The organism is Acinetobacter sp. Z1 (genome assembly GCF_024296945.1).
Classification (GTDB): Bacteria; Pseudomonadota; Gammaproteobacteria; order Pseudomonadales; family Moraxellaceae; genus Acinetobacter; species Acinetobacter beijerinckii.
In genome coordinates this window covers 1096035-1109846 of record NZ_CP101115.1, presented here as the reverse complement: position 1 = coordinate 1109846, position 13812 = coordinate 1096035, and the positions used below count along the sequence as shown (strand labels likewise).

General features: G+C 37.4%; 13 protein-coding genes and 1 other RNA gene. 5 read left to right on the top strand and 9 right to left on the bottom strand.

Annotated elements, in window-relative coordinates; translation table 11 throughout:
- Window positions 1-5: 5 nt before the first annotated feature.
- From NGC85_RS05105 to icd, 3 genes are all read right to left on the bottom strand, one after another.
- Complete coding sequence (locus NGC85_RS05105) at window positions 6-824, bottom strand: PhzF family phenazine biosynthesis protein (protein ID WP_254805060.1); 819 nt, start codon at window positions 822-824, stop codon at window positions 6-8.
- A 235-nt stretch (window positions 825-1059) separates the two neighbouring features.
- Window positions 1060-1569 (bottom strand): hotdog fold domain-containing protein, encoded by a 510-nt coding sequence (locus NGC85_RS05100; RefSeq protein WP_254805059.1) that lies wholly within the window; start codon window positions 1567-1569, stop codon window positions 1060-1062.
- A gap of 153 nt (window positions 1570-1722) precedes the next feature.
- Window positions 1723-2979 (bottom strand): NADP-dependent isocitrate dehydrogenase, encoded by a 1257-nt coding sequence (gene icd / locus NGC85_RS05095; protein WP_005062826.1) that lies wholly within the window; start codon window positions 2977-2979, stop codon window positions 1723-1725.
- A 193-nt stretch (window positions 2980-3172) separates the two neighbouring features.
- Here icd and NGC85_RS05090 point away from each other — a divergent pair, with 193 nt between their 5' ends.
- On the top strand, window positions 3173-3991 hold the full coding sequence (locus tag NGC85_RS05090) for an rRNA large subunit pseudouridine synthase E (protein WP_254805058.1): 819 nt from the start codon (window positions 3173-3175) through the stop codon (window positions 3989-3991).
- 249 nt (window positions 3992-4240) lie between these two features.
- Here NGC85_RS05090 and NGC85_RS05085 read toward each other — a convergent pair whose 3' ends face one another.
- Window positions 4241-4789, bottom strand: a complete 549-nt coding sequence (locus NGC85_RS05085; RefSeq protein ID WP_254805057.1) for a hypothetical protein — start codon at window positions 4787-4789, stop codon at window positions 4241-4243.
- Window positions 4790-4943: 154 nt separating this feature from the next.
- The gene (locus NGC85_RS05080) at window positions 4944-7175 is read right to left on the bottom strand and encodes an NADP-dependent isocitrate dehydrogenase (RefSeq protein WP_254805056.1); all 2232 of its coding nucleotides are present in this window, start codon (window positions 7173-7175) and stop codon (window positions 4944-4946) included.
- Window positions 7176-7656: 481 nt separating this feature from the next.
- On the opposite strand from NGC85_RS05080, the gene uraH reads away from it, so the two are divergent.
- Window positions 7657-8055 (top strand): hydroxyisourate hydrolase, encoded by a 399-nt coding sequence (gene uraH / locus NGC85_RS05075; RefSeq protein ID WP_169109627.1) that lies wholly within the window; start codon window positions 7657-7659, stop codon window positions 8053-8055.
- A 528-nt stretch (window positions 8056-8583) separates the two neighbouring features.
- On the opposite strand, the gene pepP is transcribed toward uraH, so the two are convergent.
- Window positions 8584-9906, bottom strand: coding sequence for a Xaa-Pro aminopeptidase (gene pepP / locus NGC85_RS05070; protein ID WP_254805055.1), 1323 nt, complete (start codon window positions 9904-9906; stop codon window positions 8584-8586).
- A 64-nt stretch (window positions 9907-9970) separates the two neighbouring features.
- The gene (locus NGC85_RS05065) at window positions 9971-10603 is read right to left on the bottom strand and encodes a UPF0149 family protein (RefSeq protein ID WP_254805054.1); all 633 of its coding nucleotides are present in this window, start codon (window positions 10601-10603) and stop codon (window positions 9971-9973) included.
- A 66-nt stretch (window positions 10604-10669) separates the two neighbouring features.
- Between NGC85_RS05065 and NGC85_RS05060 the strand changes: the two genes are divergently transcribed.
- The 3 genes from NGC85_RS05060 (at window position 10670) to ssrS (ending at window position 11777) form a co-directional block, all read left to right on the top strand.
- Complete coding sequence (locus NGC85_RS05060) at window positions 10670-11224, top strand: hypothetical protein (protein ID WP_254805053.1); 555 nt, start codon at window positions 10670-10672, stop codon at window positions 11222-11224.
- Between the two features lie 2 nt (window positions 11225-11226).
- Window positions 11227-11514, top strand: a complete 288-nt coding sequence (locus NGC85_RS05055; RefSeq protein ID WP_005052918.1) for a cell division protein ZapA — start codon at window positions 11227-11229, stop codon at window positions 11512-11514.
- A 79-nt stretch (window positions 11515-11593) separates the two neighbouring features.
- Window positions 11594-11777, top strand: a non-coding RNA gene (gene ssrS / locus NGC85_RS05050) — 6S RNA.
- Between the two features lie 52 nt (window positions 11778-11829).
- Here ssrS and NGC85_RS05045 read toward each other — a convergent pair.
- Both NGC85_RS05045 and NGC85_RS05040 read right to left on the bottom strand, forming a co-directional pair.
- Entirely contained in the window at window positions 11830-12270 is a 441-nt protein-coding gene (locus NGC85_RS05045; protein WP_254805052.1) for an SMI1/KNR4 family protein, read from the bottom strand.
- Between the two features lie 172 nt (window positions 12271-12442).
- Complete coding sequence (locus NGC85_RS05040) at window positions 12443-13681, bottom strand: putative solute-binding protein (RefSeq protein WP_254805051.1); 1239 nt, start codon at window positions 13679-13681, stop codon at window positions 12443-12445.
- Window positions 13682-13812 lie beyond the last annotated feature (131 nt).

The window sequence follows — 13812 nt, the reverse complement described above, 5'->3', positions numbered from 1 at the left end:
AAAATTTAGATTACGAGTTCAGCTTGCATATAGAGTTTTGCATAGCCCGAAATCTCAATTCGATCTTCAGATTGAATAACGCAATCTAAAATACCGCCTCGTTTTGAAGCTTGAAAGGCAACCAATTGCTTTTTATTCAGTTTATCAGCCCAAAGTGGAACGATCGCGGTATGAATTGAACCAGTCACAGGATCTTCATCAATACCAACCGCAGGTGCAAAATAACGTGACACACAATCAAACTGTCCTTCACCTCTTGCTGTAATTGCCACGTCTGGTTGAGAAGCAGTAATCGCTGTACGTACTTTACCAAGCTGCTTTAACTTTTCTAAGTTGGGTTGCTCATCCAGTACGTCTTGCACTGTTTCGTACTCAACAATATATGCCTGAGCATTTAGATACACAGCTTTAAACGGTTTCGTTAAACCTTCACGCAATACTTGTGGATATTCCGTGATTAACTCTGCTCTACGAATTGGGAAATTCATCTTAATTTTACCGTCGTCATCTTGAGTAACGATAAAAATGCCCAAGTCTTTCACATGAAATTGTATCGTCTTTACTGTGGTAAAATCTTTAAATAAAACAAAGGCACTGGCTAAAGTCGCATGTCCACAGAAGGCAACCTCATCTGTTGGTGAAAACCAACGAATTTCATAATTAGCATCATCTTGTTTTTTTACAAAAGCTGTTTCAGATAAATTATTTTCCAATGCGATATTTTGCATTAAGTTTTGATCTAACCATTCATCAACCACAATCACCGCTGCGGAATTCCCTTTGAACAAGGTTTGAGTGAAAGCATCGACTTGATACATCTTCATTGCATATAACTCTTCAAGTTTTTTAACATTTTGAACGTATGATATAAAAAATATAGATACAGATTTTCCTAAATTTACGATACACCACATATTAGATTCGGATATCTTCTCAATTTATTTCAAATCATGGTGATCAATTATATTTTCTGCTTAAAAACACAATCGAATTTGATTGAGTTCAATCCATGATAACGCTCAATAATATTTCTGAATAAATGAACGTTTAAAATTGCTCTTATTGCTTTTCTGTCACCCAAAGCGTGATCACACCTTGCACAACTATGACTCCATCTTCACGATAAGCTTCAATCGTAACATTCAGATCGCCAGCTTTCCATTCATCTTCAACACGCGCAATCAGTTTAATATCTGAGTTAGATTTAGCGACATAGTTGACCTGCATCCCTTTTGGCAACCATCTGAGATGGGCTGGAATAGATGCTTCTGTAAGTACCCCCATCACATATTCCAAACCATTACAAATCGCAATCACATGAACTGTACCAATATGATTTTCTACGCTTTTATTTTTTAACATTCTTGCTTCGCAATAATTGCGTTCAAGTTTGATAATAATTGGATCAACCGTTTGAAAGTAAGGTGCTTTGCGACTAACAATCTTTGAAAGTATTGTTAATCCACCTGGAATTTTTTTCAATTTAGTGTAGGCATCTAATACATAATTTCCGTGCGGACTTATGCTTTTCTTTAAATCATGAACGAGGGTATTCAATAAATTAGACATTTTATATTCGATCTGAAGCTGTTTTAATCAAGTTAACATATTGATATCTATGTGACTCAATTTTACAAAGACATTATGTGAATACCCAGTTTAAGTATGTGTGAAAAAATAAAAAAGAGCAGTCGTTACTGCCCTTTTCTTGTTGAATAACAATCAATCTCCCATATGATTGATGATCGCCTGTCCAAATTCAGAACATCTTAATAAAGTTGCTCCTGGCATTAAACGCTCAAAATCATAGGTGACTGTCTTCGCTTCAATTGCGCCTGAAACGCCTTGAATGATGAGATCGGCTGCCTCAGTCCACCCCATATCACGGAGCATCATTTCCGCTGAAAGGATGATCGAACCCGGATTAACTTTATCTTGTCCTGCATACTTAGGTGCAGTGCCGTGCGTTGCTTCATAAACTGCAATTGCACCACCAATATTTGCACCCGGTGCGATACCAATCCCCCCGACCTCTGCGGCAAGTGCATCAGAAATATAATCACCATTTAAGTTAAGCGTGGCAATCACAGAGTAATCAGCTGGTCGCATGAGAATTTGCTGTAAAAATGCATCAGCAATCACATCTTTAATAATAATGTCTTTGCCTGTTCTTGGATTTTTAATTGTTACCCAAGGTCCACCATCAAGAAGTTTTCCACCGAATCGTTCCATCGCAAGCTCATAGCCCCACTCTTTGAACGCACCTTCGGTATATTTCATGATGTTACCTTTATGCACTAAGGTCACAGAAGGTTTATCATTATCAATCGCAAATTGTATCGCCTTACGGACTAAGCGTTGGGTTCCTTCTTTAGAAACAGGTTTGATACCAATACCACAACCTGTATCAAAACGAATTTTTGTTACACCCATCTCTTCTTTTAAGAATTTAATAACTTTTTTCGCTTCGTCAGAATCAGCTTTCCACTCAATACCAGCATAGATGTCTTCTGAGTTTTCTCGGAAAATCACCATATCAGTCAGTTCTGGATGTTGCACTGGGGAAGGAACGCCTTCAAACCAACGTACAGGTCGCACACAGACGTATAAATCTAATTCTTGTCGTAATGCCACATTTAAAGAGCGAATACCACCACCAACAGGTGTCGTTAATGGTCCTTTAATCGAAACAATAAATTCTCTTAAAGCTTCAAAAGTTTCTTCTGGCATATAAGTGCCATAAATTTTGTCTGCTTTTTCACCACAATAGACTTCCATCCATTCAATCGAACGTTTGCCACCATAAGCTTTTAATACAGCAGCATCTACTACTGACTTCATAGCTGGTGTAATATCCACACCAATACCATCACCTTCAATAAAAGGTATGATTGGACGATTTGGAACATTCAGTGACAGGTCTGCATTTACTGTGATTTTATCACCGTCTGTAGGAACCACGATCTTCTGATAACCCATTTTGCAGGTTCTCCCTCATGTATTTAGCGATTATCACTATGCCTTCTGTGGCATACTTTCGTTTTTATTGCATGAAACAGTTTAAGTTCAAAACAGGTTTTTTTGTGATTTATACGTGAAATAACAACATTTTTGCGTTAAATAAAAACCTTTATTGTTATGATGCCGCCCATAGCCAAAGCAGTATACTCATATGAAAATAGTCGTATTCAACAAACCTTTTGACGTTTTGTCACAGTTTCGTGAAGATGAAAAACATTTAACGGTTTCAAGCTTTATTAAAGACCCTGAACTCCGTATTGCAGGTCGTTTAGATTTAGATTCTGAAGGCTTAATGTTTCTTACTGATCACGGAGGGTTAAATCAGTTTATTACCCATCCTGACAATAAGAAATATAAAACCTATCTTGCTCAGGTTGATGGTGACGTTACAGACGAAGCCATTGAACAATTACAAAAAGGTGTGGAACTGTCTGATGGTATAACCTTGCCAGCTAAAGCTCGAAAAGTAGATGAGCCTGAATGGTTATGGGAACGTAATCCACCTGTTCGCTTTCGCGCGAGCATTCCAACCACTTGGATTGAATTACAAATTTGTGAAGGACGTAATCGCCAAGTTCGTCGTATGACTGCGGCTGTAGGCTTCCCGACTTTACGTTTGATTCGTACTCAAATCGGTTCTATTGATGTGGTCAAATTAGGTTTACAGCCTGGCGAACAAGTTGAAATTGAACCTTTGTTATATCCTGACTTTAAAGATGTTCCTGCGGATAAACCGTATGAAGGACGTTCTTTCGCTAAAAAAACGAATAATAAACCGCATTTCTCTCGTGCCAAAGATAAAGCACGTGAAGAAAAAGGTGAAAAACCGTTTAAAGGGAAGAAAAAATCAGGTGGCGGTACAACACGTATTTGGCAAACTGATGAAGCTGATAAACCACGTCGTAAGACCAATGGTACAACACGTCCAAATACTAAAGCGCCACGCGGACGTAGCCGCAATAGTCGCTAAAATTTAGATGTTTTAAAGCCCACTCTCTCATGTGGGCTTTAAAATTTTAGTCTATTTCAAAAATCCATTCTCTTTAAAAAGAGATTTACACCATAAAAAGGATAGTTCGTCTGGAATACATTAACAAGCAATTCATATTTCACTAAACGCCCATTTTTACATTCATAAAAGAAATCTAATGAATCTTCTGACTCTTTTTTTTGATTTAATTGATCTATTTGAAATTGCGTTAATTCAAATCTAATTTCTTCAGATGTAGATGCTTTTACAGTACCAATTTTTTTTAAAAATCTCCTTACTCTTCGGATGAGTTATCCTCAAGTTAAAAGCATCTCCTCCTAAATTTTCTATATTGTAATTGATCACAACAAATACTATATTATCGTTAATATCTATATTAGGATCTGTGCTAGTACCATATACAGGAGAATTTACTTTAGATTGAGAAATAATAAATCTTGGTTCGAGTATCCTATGCTGTTCATCAAGCTGTTGTCGTTGAAGTTTAACTAATTCAACTTGCTGTTTTATCCCTTCTCTCATCTCATCAATCTGAAGTTGAAGCGCTCTTTCTTGTTGCTCTAAAGCTTTAGTATTTTGCTCTAACTGTTTGCCCTGTTGCATATACCCTAAAATTAACCAAAAGAAAGCAATTGATGCGAAAACACCAGCTAAGAAATCACCTAATTCATTTAAAGATCTAGGTTGCTCTAATCCCGTAAAAATCGAAACATACGCAATAAATCCAATCCAAATCGCTGTAGCTATGATTCCTATACTTAAACTTCGCTTGTTCATCTATTCTCAGATATTTCGAACTAATTTTTATACTTTATTAGAATTTAAATACGTAAACAAACAACGATTAAATTTAAGAAAATTTATAAAAAAACCGATGTTTTCACATCGGCTTTCTTACATCACTTACAAAATTATCATTAAGTATTAAAACTTAAATCGTTTCAAGCGTAGCATTAAGCGTTGAGCTTGGACGCATTACAGCACTTACTTTCGCTGGATCAACTGCATAATAACCACCGATATCTGCTGCTTTACCCTGCACTTCACTCAATTCAGCAAGAATTTTCTGTTCATTTTCAGCGAGTGCTTTTGCTAGAGGAGCGAACTTCGCTTTTAACTCAGCATCTTCATCTTGAGCAGCTAATGCTTCTGACCAATACAACGCTAAATAGAAATGGCTACCACGGTTATCAAGTTCACCTGTACGACGTGATGGAGATTTGTCGTTATCCAACAATTTTCCTGTCGCTTGATCAAGTGTCTTGGCAAGCAATTTCGCACGATTATTGTCTTCTTTGATACCAAGTTCTTCTAAAGACACAGCCAATGCAAGGAACTCACCAAGAGAATCCCAACGTAAGTGGTTTTCTTCAACTAACTGCTGTACATGTTTCGGTGCTGAACCACCCGCACCTGTTTCATACATGCCACCACCCGCCATTAACGGCACGATAGAAAGCATTTTCGCAGATGTACCCAATTCCATGATTGGGAATAAATCTGTTAAGTAGTCACGAAGAATATTACCTGTCACAGAGATCGTATCTAAACCACGCGCTACGCGCTCAAGCGTATAACGCATTGCACGAACTTGTGACATGATTTGAATATCAAGACCATCTGTATCATGTTCTTCAAGATACTTTTCAACTTTCTTGATCAATTCATTTTCGTGTGGGCGGTATGGGTCAAGCCAGAAAATCGCAGGCATACCCGAATTACGTGCACGTGTTACTGCAAGTTTCACCCAGTCACGAATTGGTGCATCTTTCACCTGACACATGCGCCAGATATCGCCTTCCTCAACATTCTGAGACATCAACACTTCACCTGTTTCAAGATCAGTGATGTTGGCAACACCCGCTTCTGCAATTTCAAACGTTTTATCGTGTGAACCGTATTCTTCTGCCTTTTGCGCCATCAAACCTACGTTTGGCACAGTACCCATCGTACGTGGATCAAAGTTACCGTTCCACTTACAGAAATTAATCATTTCTTGGTAGATACGTGCGAACGTTGACTCAGGCATTACTGCTTTACAATCGTAAGGTTTACCGTCAGCACCCCACATTTTACCGCCACCACGAATCATTGCAGGCATTGAAGCATCTACAATCACGTCATTTGGTGAATGGAAGTTGGTAATACCTTTTGCAGAATCAACCATTGCAAGCGCTGGACGGTGTTCTTGGCAAGCATGTAAATCTTCGATGATTTCTTCACGTAAAGATGTCGGTAAAGTAGCGATCTTTTCATAAAGACCCGCCATACCGTTGTTAACATTGATACCGAGTTCGTCAAATAACTTGCCGTGCTTTTCAAAAGCATCTTTGTAGTAAATTTTCACACAGTGACCGAAGACGATCGGGTGTGATACTTTCATCATTGTCGCTTTTACGTGTAATGAAAACAGAATGCCTGCTTCACGACAATCTTCGAGTTCTTTCTCGTAGAAGTCACACAATGCTTTTTTGCTCATAAACATTGAGTCAATGATTTCACCGTCTTGAAGCGCAACTTTTGGCTTAAGCACGATAGTTTCACCAGACTTGGTGATGAGTTCCATTTTCACATTACGTGCACGGTCAAGCGTCATTGATTTTTCACCGTGGTAGAAGTCTCCTTCATCCATGTGAGAAACATGAGTTTGTGACCACTGTTTCCACTCGCTCATTGAATGCGGGTGTTTTTTCGCATAGTTTTTAACAGCAGCTGGCGCACGACGGTCAGAGTTACCTTCACGTAATACAGGGTTTACAGCAGAGCCAAGACACTTGCCATAACGTGTTTTGATTTCTTTCTCTTCATCAGTTGTTGGATTTTCTGGATAATCAGGAATTGCATATCCTTTAGCTTGCAACTCTTTAATACACGCTGTTAATTGAGCAACCGAAGCACTGATATTTGGCAGTTTAATGATATTTGTATCTGGATCCTGCGTGAGACGACCTAACTCTGCAAGGTTATTTGTCACTTTTTGCTCATCGCTAAGATATTCTGGGAATTCCGCGAGTACACGTACAGCCACAGAGATATCGCTTTTCACGATTTCGATGCCAACTGGCTTAGTAAAGGTTTCAATGATCGGCAGCAACGAGTAGGTCGCTAACAGTGGCGCCTCATCAGTTAGTGTGTAAATGATTGTTGACTTTCCACCAGCCATATATAGCCCCTTGTGTTGAATTGAGTTTAGAAGCGAGCTTTTGGCCCATCTTCTTAGAACCGGTTTGCTTGAAATAAGGCTTGAGAGTATCAATCCTCATCGAATCTCAGTCAACGCAATATCTTGTGATAGTGACATTTCGCTACGAAATAATAAGAGCAAGTTTAAAATTCAGCTCTTGCGAACCGGTTAGCTTAAATAAAACATGAGAGTATCAGCTCTGATTACTTCTCAGTCAATGTAATATATCGTGATAACGACATTTCGCTACGAAATAATACAAAATGAAAATTATTTCTGCCCTTTGAAAATATTTGGAACTTTAATTCTCAGATAGCAGTATTAGATTTTAAAAACTTAACCTACTTATCTTAAATTATTTAGATGACAACTTATATTCGACTCAAGTTCCATTTACACTTTTTAAACCTATATTTTGAACAAATGATTAAAATATTTTTTTATTTTTAGGTTGAATCAAATGACAAAGCTATTACTGCCTTTTTTAACATTGACACTATCGACCTTCAGCTTTGCTCAAAACCCTTTAAGTGTACATGTACTTAACTTAGAAAATGGGCTGCCATCTGCTGGAGTAAAAGTAATCTTGGAAAAGCAAGAAAACAACCAATGGAAGCAGCTGAGTACGAGCACAACAAACCAACAAGGTCGCATTCCAGATCTTTATCCAAAAGATGCAGCATTTCAAAAAGGTATTTATAAAGTCACTTTTAAAACTGGTGAATGGTTTGAACGTGAAAAACAGACTTCATTTTTTCCAGAAGTCCCTGTGATTTTCACAGTGGATGGAAAGCTTGAACATTACCATATTCCGCTTTTAATCAGTCCTTATGGTTATTCAACCTATCGCGGTAATTAATAGCACTAAATATCTTTGAGTAAGTTTAAATACGTAGTTTATAGAAACCGTCAAATGAGAGTTATTTGGCGTTTTCTATTCTAAAAATATTCATGACTCTAATTATTAGTAAAAACTTTAAGGCTTCCTGTACATCTTAAAATTAAGTCTTATAAGCGAAGTCTTTTAGGTAGAGAATATAAAGAATATCTATGAATTTTTAGCATATACCTAACTGTCTTTTTTTTAAATTATTACCATATATAATACAAATATTTTCTTATCTTACCGACCAAACAACAACATAAACTTTTGAAATACATAAAACCAACAAAGTATTTTAATGTTCAAAAAAACTACTAATACAGATTTTTATTGGTAAAACACTATGAATTTGATCACTATTTTGATTAGTATTTTTGTACACCGCCAATATACAATCGCACATAAAAATTATCATAAGCTAAAATTACGTTGAATAATTTATTAAATTGATATCTTAAAAGGATAGAAAAGCCAATTCTTTAGAATCAGCTTTTCTATATAAAATTAGTCTGATTGACCCATCAAACTTTCAATTTCTTCAACGGTTTTCACCACATTTTTAGTCAAAACCAATGGACCATTTTCAGTTACCACAATATCATCTTCGATCCGAATACCAATGCCACGCCATTTTGCATCGACTGTTTCATCATCAGGCGCAACATATAAACCTGGTTCAACTGTAACCACCATACCTGCTTCATAAGCACGCCAGTGTTCACCTGTCTTGTACGCACCGACATCATGTACGTCCATACCAAGCCAATGTCCTGTGCCATGCATAAAGAATTGACGGAACGCTTCGCTTTCAATCAACTCATTTACATCGCCGCTCAACAGACCTAGATCAACCAAACCTTGAGTTAAAATCTTTACAGCCACCTCATGCGGATATTTATAGTGATTACCAATACGTGTTGCATCAATCGCAGCAAGCTGCGCTTCAAGAACAACGTTATATAAAGCCTTTTGTTCAGGGCTAAATTTACCATTTACAGGAAAAGTACGAGTAATATCTGACGCATAGAATTGATATTCACACGCTGCATCAATCAGCACTAAATCACCATCTTTTAGTGGTTTGTTGTTTTCAACATAATGCAAAATACAGGCATTTTCACCACCACCAACAATACTGTTATACGATGGTACGCAGCCGTTTTTACCAAAGATATAGTTGAGTTCCGCTTCAAGGGCGTACTCCATCATCTCAGGTTCAACCGTTTGCATTGCACGAGTATGCGCTTCGGCACTAATATTCGATGCGATCTGCATCAACTCGATTTCCTGCGCCGATTTTTTCACTCGCATTTCATCAACAATACGATCAAGTTGAATCAATTCAGCTGGTGCTGCATTACCACGGCGCTGTTCTGCATCTGCTGTTTTAATCCACTCACTGACACGCGCATCAAACTCTGCTTGTTGACCAATACGATAATAAAGACGTTGTTTATTGATCAGTTTTTCGATGATTTCTTCATCTAATAAATCAATTGCATATGCTTCATCAGCATCAAAAGTTTCAATTGCGCCATCAACGCCAGCACGGTAACCATGCCAAATTTCCATTTCACGATCGCGTTCACGACAGAATAAACTGTAACTATAGTCTTCACCTTCTGCAAAGGTTTCAATAACGGCAACTGATTCAGGCTCGGCAAATCCAGTGAGGTAATAAAAACTACTGTCTGCACGATATTTATAATCAGCATCACGATTACGATACATTTCTGCTCGTGTCGCAATAATTGCAATGCTGTTATTACCTATTTTCTCAGCAAGAAGATCACGGCGTTTTTTAAAATCGGCTTGACTTAATTTCATACTATCCTACAACTAGAAAGTCCCTCTTTTACAAAGAGGGATTTAGGGAGATTTAATTACCTTATTAACTCGGACGATGTGGAGTAAACATTTCAACCACAGTTTGTGGATCGACAGCTACTTCTTGATTTCTACTTTTAGCATGAAAGTTTTTTAATAATGAACTCTCAGCTACAGAAATTTTAGTGCGACCAATCGACAAACTCACTGGAATCAAGCGTACAAACTCATATAACTCTTGATAACTTTCTTCGCCGTCTTCATCGTCATCTGAGTCTTCAAACTCGACAGCTGCAACATCTTGTAAATGTTGAATCAACTCTTGTTCTTCGCCACGAATATGACCCGATGCTAAACCAAAACCAAGGACTACACCTGCACACCAATCTGCCAATGCTTGAACACGCTCTACAAGCAAATGACTATCATCGGGTAACATCGGTAAATAATCTAATTCGTCATCTGATAAAGCATTCGCCACATCTTCTGCTTCTTCAGTTAAAGCTTCTAATGCTTCTCGTTGTAAAGCAGGCACATTCAAGGTGTTTAAGATTTGTGACCATTCATCTGTGGTTGGCGCTTGTGTCACACAAACTATACCTGTGAGCAACCCATGTAACTCACTTGGACTTGATATTTCTTCAATTCCATCAAAATGAGTGTTCCATTCGTTCCAACCTGAAATATCGTCTTGCATTCGTTTATCCAATCTCTATACTGCTGTATATATTACCTTTGATTGCAACTCTGTGCGACCTTCGTTATGTTAGAACAATTACAGCGTCTACAAGCGCATATTGGTGTTTTAAAAACACGCTTACATCATTTAGAGCGAGAGAACACTTCGCTCACTGAAGCTAAACAATTAGCTGAAACTGATCATCATGCACAAGTTGTGCAGAAAAATAGCATCATCACGCAAAAGCAGGAAGAAGTTGATAACTTAACTGAACAACTGGCTCAGTTACAAGATCAATTTAAACAATTGAATAATGATGCAACAACTTTAGCTGAACGTTATAGCCGTTTGGAAAAAAGTACCACTGATCTGAAAAATCGTTTCCAAGAGATTTTGGCTGAACGCAATGATCTACGCGTCAATAAAGAGAAATTACAAGCGCAACAAAGACACAGTCAGCAAGAAATTCAAGATTTACAGCAAGATCGTGATCGCTTAGTTCAAAAAAATGAATTGGCAAAATCCAAGGTTGAAGCAATTATTCAACGCCTTGCAATTTTAGGTACTGCGCAAGATCAACATGCACAAGAAATTCAGCAACTCGCGCATCCGAATGCTGAAACTCAAGAGGAGAACTGATCATGAGTGAACCAATTGTTGTAGAGCTTCGCTTAATCGAACAGACATTCCGCCTAAATACGACCAATGATAAGCGTGAAGAATTAGAGCGTGCGGCAGAGTTATTGAATCAGAAATTTCATGATATGCGTCGTAATGCACCACGAGTTGAACACAATAAATTGGTGATTATGGTTGCACTACAAATGGCACAAGAAGTATTTAGTTTAAATAAATCTTTGCAAGAATATGCACATTGCGAACACTTGTTGCAAACCATTTTGGAAGATGTTGAACAAACTGTTGAGTAAAATTGCACAAAGCCCCATCAATTAATAAGTATCTTTACATGTAAGCATTGCGATCATCTAAAGATTAGTTATACTAAAGCTATCTCTAGGATGTTCGCCAGCGGGTCTGATTCCCCTGAGCCGATATCATCACATTAGGATGGTGTTCTGTGTATTTAGAGCGTATGCCTACCCCGTGTAGGAAACCCAGCAAGTATGCGTCACCTCCACCTTGAACTTTAGGGTTCAAGGGTAACGACATGCAGCGGCATCTCTGGAGTATCTATTTTCTATACCCTCTTCGCGCATTCAACCGCACTAATATTTCCTATAATTCTATAATAATTCATCACTATCAATTAAATATTGCTGTAAAAATGCTGTGAAGGAATCTGCAACTTTTCTTTTTGATGACCCAGCCACTTGATATATCACACCATCTGAACCTATTTGGTCGAGTTGTACTGCATATCCCCAACACCACATTGAATAATCTGAAAATACAAAACAGTTCGGATATAAAAGATTATCTTTATCACCATAGCTTAAAATAGTTTCAACAGACTGAAATTCGGCCAAAGAAACAAATGTAAAATAATTTTCATCCATATCTCCAGCAGCGATACCATTAAATTCTAAAAAGTAAGCGCTTAAAATGGGTGATAATTTAACTCGATATTTATATTCAAAAGCCAATATCTGTTGCCATGTTGCTGGCTTATTTAGCTTAATATTTTGTTGTAATAATTTATTTTTGAGTTGATGAATTATATTCATAATTTATCCCATAGTTTTTAATTTCTATAAAATAAATCATTTCTATCCACCCAATGATCAGTTCTTTGGATATGAATTATCATTAAATTGATCAAAAATTGGAAATACTAAGCTTATTAATCAATCATAGTATTTCCATTACTTTTTCTATGCTGTAACAGCAATTAGAAAATTATTCATCTTTTAGAGCACATTCATAATTACTCGGATCTTGTGCGCAGCGAACTTGTTTTAGTAATTTCATCATATCTGGATCGTAATAGCCTTCTTTGGTCATTTGAATACGTGCTTCACGCATTAATCGAATGTATCCAGGCTTATCACTTTGATTTAATGTCATCCAATACTTCTCAGGAATTTGACCTTCAAGCTTATCTACAAATTCAAAAGCTGGTGTTAATTGTTTTGAAATAATCTCACGCGCAATTGAACCCATACCAGCTGGGAATTTATTACGATGCATGATCAATGTTCCAGTCACTTGAATCACAGGAAATTTAATAATTCCACCAACCACTTTACCTGATTTGTCGGTCATACCTCTACGCAATTCCATTGGTTCAAATAGGATTGCTGGCGCCGCCATGATATCAACTTCTTTATTATTAAATTTTGGTCCAACGGTTAATAAGTCCACTGCGACAGGCTGCCCTCCTACATTCTGTACCAGTTTCTTTTGGGTTTCATCAAACTGCAAAACCGCAATTTTCTTTCCCGCTGCCTTAGCTAATGTATTGATATTACGGTCTCCAACCATAATATAAGCACCACCTAACGGCACAACTCCAACAACTTCAAAATCCTTATTGATCATTTTTTCATCAAATTTTGGATTAGCTAAAGTTTGAATTACCGCAGTTAATTGTTTATAGGTTTGCACCGCGCCAATTGCATCTATACTGCCAACAAACTTGTTAAACTGTTTAGCTCTTAAATTACTGATGCCTGCCCCATCGCAACGTTTACTACGAAAATCCTCAGTTAAAACACTTTCATTGGTATAGACTTTAAGACTAACCAATGTCGAGGCAGATTTTTTTAGTTTTGGATAATCGAAACTTAAATTCATTTGAAGATTAGATGGGCGTGTCACATTCATATTCACGCCATATTGCTTTGCAATACGGACAATTCGTGGAATTTCTGTTAAATAACTGGTTGCCTGTTCAAATGCCTCACCATGTTCCCCACTCGGTGAATAAACACATAAAGTTACTTGCTTTGGAATTTGATCCCAAACCTTCGGATCATTCAGCAGTTTTTTAATTTTATTCTGTGAATGCGCGGAAAGGGTTAAATCAAGTTTTTCTGCAGGTGCAGCATAACTTAGGTTGCTAAATAACAAAGAAGATGCGATTAGGCTTGTCGCGAGTAAAGATTTGATAACCGTTTTAGGTTTATTATTTTGCATTTGATCGTCCATTTTAGCTATTTCCCAATAGTTTTATCCACGTTAAAGACAAAGACTGGAAATAGAAATGACTGCTTTCTTTTTGATGATGTCAATTGAGTCAAAAATAAAAACCTATTCTCAGCCTGTGA